2 protein-coding genes are annotated in these 4254 nt (G+C 59.9%); both read right to left on the bottom strand.

The annotated features are described in order from the left end of the window. Positions 1–2815 (bottom strand): glutamate synthase central domain-containing protein (locus tag QZL71_RS09180; RefSeq protein WP_294648552.1); only part of this gene is annotated, 2815 nt, incomplete at its 3' end. A 252-nt stretch (positions 2816–3067) separates the two neighbouring features. Then, the coding region (gene hcp, locus QZL71_RS09175) for a hydroxylamine reductase (RefSeq protein WP_294648551.1) at positions 3068–4254 on the bottom strand (1187 nt) is incomplete at its 5' end.

The raw sequence follows: 4254 nt of genomic DNA, 5'->3' as shown, positions 1-4254 counted from the left end.
CGAGGTATTTGCTCGTTACACCAAAGCGTGCGGAAGCCACCTGCTTGATCTTGGAATTGCTCTCGCTGTGGTAGCGCTCTTCGGGTTCGCCGCCCTCGCCGGTGTTGCTGCGGCCGCCCAGACGGTTCAGGGCAATGGCAATGGTCTCATGGGCTTCACTGCTCAGGGCACCGTAGCTCATGGCTGCGCCCTTGAACCGCTTGACGATGGAGCTTACCGGCTCCACCTCTTCCAGCGGGATGCCGCCGTCAGGAGCATAGTTGAAGTCCAGCAGGCTGCGCAGATGCACGCCGTCAGCACCCATATTGTCCACGGTGCTGGTGAACTGCTTGAAAGCCGAGTAGTCGTTCGTCCAGCAGGCTTTCTGGAACAGGTGGATGGTCTGGGGGTTGAACAGGTGTTCTTCCTTGCCGCTGCGGAACTTGTGTGCGCCGCTGTCGGCCAGCTCCATGTTGATGTCCAAACCCAGCGGGTCGAAGGCTGCGTTGTGCTGGGCTTCCACATCGGCCTGAATGTCCGAAAGGGTAATGCCGCCCACACGGCTCACCGTGCCGGTGAAGTATTTGTCGATGACATCCTTGGAGATGCCCACAGCCTCAAAGATCTGGCTGCTCTGGTAGCTCTGGATGGTGGAAATGCCCATCTTGGAGGCAATCTTCACAATGCCGCTGAGGATGGCGTTGTCGTAGTCCTCCACGGCTGCATAGTAATCTTTGTCCAGCAGGCCTTCGTCGATGAGCTGGCCGATGGTCTCATGCGCCAGATAGGGATTGATGGCGCAGGCACCGTAGCCCAGCAGAGCGGCAAAGTGGTGCACCTCGCGCGGCTCTGCACTTTCCAGGATCAGGGCCAGTGCGGTGCTCTTCTTGGTGCGGATCAGGTACTGCGAAACCGCGGAAACTGCCAGCAGGCTGGGAATGGTCACGTGGTATTCATCCACATCGCGGTCAGAAAGGATGATGATGTTTGCACCATCCTTGTAGGCGCGGTCAACCTCCAGAAATACACGGTCGATGGCCTTTTCCAGACTGGTGTTCTTATAGTAGTTGATGGACACCGTGGCTACCTTGAAGCCGGGCACGTTCATGTATTTGATCTTGAGCAGGTCGGTGCTGGTCAGGATGGGGTTGTGCACCTTGAGCACCTTGCAGTTCTCGGGTTTGTCCTCCAGCAGGTTGCCGTGTGCGCCAATATACACGCTGGTGGAAGTGACCACCTTTTCGCGGATGGCATCAATGGGCGGGTTGGTGACCTGCGCAAAGCGCTGCTTGAAGTAATTGAACAGCGGCGGATGCTGGTTGCTCAGCACAGCAAGCGGGGTGTCGGTGCCCATAGCGCCGGAAGGCTCTGCGCCTGCCCGGGCCATGGAGAGGATCATGGTGTTCACATCCTCATACTTGTAGCCGAACACCTTCTGCAGGCGGGTGAGCTGATCGCCGGTGTAGCTTTCCACCTTCACGTTGGGAATTTTCAGTCTGGCCAGCTCCACAAGGTTGCGGTCGATCCACTCGCCGTAAGGCTCACGGCTGGCGTAGAACTCCTTGAGCTTTTCGTCGTCCACCACTTCGCCCTTCACGGTGTCCACCAGCAGCATTTTGCCGGGGCGCAGACGATCCTTGACCAAAATATTATCCGGCTCGCATTCCAGCACACCCACCTCGGAGGACAGGATCATGCGGCCGTCCTTGGTGATGTAATAGCGGCTGGGGCGCAGACCGTTGCGGTCCAGCACAGCGCCCATCACGTCGCCGTCCGAGAAGAGGATGGCAGCGGGGCCATCCCAAGGCTCCAGCATGGTGGCATAATACTGGTAGAAATCGCGCTTTTTCTGGCTGATGTTCTTGTTGTTCTCCCACGGCTCGGGAATGGTGATCATCACGGCCAGCGGCAGATCCATGCCGTTCATCACCATGAATTCCAGCGCGTTATCCAGCATGGCGGAGTCGGAGCCGGAAGTGTTGATGATGGGCAGGATCTTGTTCATGTCGTCCTGCATGATGGAGCTGGAGATGCTCTCTTCACGGGCCAGCATGGCATCCGTGTTGCCCTTGATGGTGTTGATCTCGCCGTTGTGCAGGATGAAGCGGTTGGGGTGTGCGCGCATCCAGCTGGGGTTGGTGTTGGTGGAGAAGCGGCTGTGCACCATGCCGATAGCGGATTCATAATCCTCGTCCTGCAGGTCGGTATAGAACAGGCGCAGGTCGTGCACAAGGAACATGCCCTTGTACACGATGGTGCGGCTGGACAGGCTGGGCACATAAGTGCCGTTGCTGGCCTGCTCGAACACGCGGCGCACAATGTACAGCTTGCGGTCAAAATCGATGCCCTTGCTCACCTTGGCGGGCTTTTTGATGAAGCACTGCCAGATAGCAGGCATACAGTCGCGGGCTTTCTGGCCCACGGCATCCGGGTTCACGGGAACCTTGCGCCATGCCAGAAATTCGAGGCCTTCCTTGCGGGTGACCACCTCGAACAGCTTCATGGCCTGTGCACGCAGGTGTTCGCTCTGGGGGAAGAAGAACATGCCCACACCGTACTCGCGCTCGTTGCCAAGGCTGATGTTCAGTTCTTCGGCCACCTTGGAGAAGAACTTGTGGCTGATCTGCAGCAAAATGCCCACACCGTCGCCGGTCTTGCCCTCGGCATCCTTGCCGGCACGGTGCTCCAGCCGTTCCACAATGGCCAGTGCATCGTCCACGGTCTGGTGGCTTTTGCGGCCCTTGATATCCACCACAGCGCCAATGCCGCAGGCATCGTGCTCAAACTGTGGATCGTACAGACCAAGGGTGTTTTTCTGCTCTGTAAAGTTTTCCATAGACTTTCCCATCCTTATCTAAAATCCTCACCGGTGCGGCACCCTCCGCATTTTGACAAAAAAGAAAAAGCGCCCCGCAAGGGCATACTTTACCCTTGCGGAACGCCTTTGTTCCGGTAACTATTATTATACTGAACGCTGAAAAATCTTCAAGTGACAGCTGCACCAAATATGACAACTGCTTTACACCACTTCTTGTGCGAAACGCCGCGTATGGCGGTCAGTTGTAGCTATAGTGAGAACAGTGCAGGCTCAATGTCTGCCCAGAATGGCCTGCAGGTCATTTTCCGGCGTTGTTACGGCTTTTAAATCGTACTTTTGCTGCAGGGCAGCCACAACGACCGGCGAGAGGAACGGGGGCAGGGTAGGCCCCAGCCGGATGTTCCGGATGCCCAGCGCCAGCAGCGCGATGAGGATGCACACGGCCTTCTGCTCAAACCAGCACAGCACCAGCGAGAGGGGCAGGTCGTTGACGCCGCAGCAAAAGGCGTCGGCCAGCGCCAATGCGATGCGGATGGCGCTGTAGGCGTCGTTGCACTGGCCCACGTCCAGGATGCGGGGCAGGCCGGTGCCCGGCACGGTGCCAAGGGGCAGGTCGTTCAGGCGGAACTTGCCGCAGGCCAGGGTCAGCAGGATGGTGTCGGGCGGGGTAAGGCGGGCAAACTCGGTGTAGTAGCGGCGGCTGGGCCGGGTGCCGTCGCAGCCGCCCACCAGAAAGAAGTGCCGCAGCTTACCGTCCCGCACCGCCTGCACGATCTCGTCCGCGTGCTGCAGCACGGCGGTGCGGGCAAAACCGGTGGTCACCGTGGAGCCGCCGTTCAGGCCGGGCAGCAGGGTGTCCTGCGCGTAGCCGCCCAGCTCCAGCGCCTTTTCGATCACCGGGGAAAAGTCGCGCCCTTCGTCGATGTGGGGCACGCCGGGGTAAGCCACCACCGAGGTGGTGAACACCCGGTCGGCGTAGCTGGCGCGCAGGGGCATGATGCAGTTGGTGGTGAACAGGATGGGCGCGGGGATGTCCTCGAACTCCCGCTGCTGGTTCTGCCATGCGGTGCCAAAGTTGCCCTTGAGGTGGGGGTAGCGGCGCTTCAGCTCCGGGTAGCCGTGGGCGGGCAGCATCTCCGAGTGGGTGTAGACGTTGACGCCCCGGCCTGCGGTCTGTTCCAGCAGCTGCTGTGCGTCGTAGAGGTCGTGGCCGGAAATCACGATGAACGGCCCCTTTTCAATGGTCAGGGGCACCTGCACCGGTTCCGGATCGCCAAACGCGCCGGTGTTGGCCGCGTCCAGCAGCTCCATGCAGCGGTAGCTGGCTTCTCCTGTGGCCTGCACCAGCTGCCACAGGGCGTCGGTGGTCTGGCCGGGGTCGCCCACGGCCTGCAGGGCGGTACAGAAGAACCGGTCCAGCTCCGGGTCGATGCGGCCCAGCACCCGGGCGTGGTAGT

Source organism: uncultured Faecalibacterium sp. (genome assembly GCF_900066275.1).
Lineage (GTDB): Bacteria > Bacillota > Clostridia > Oscillospirales > Ruminococcaceae > Faecalibacterium > Faecalibacterium taiwanense.
This window is presented reverse-complemented; position numbering and strand designations above follow the sequence as displayed.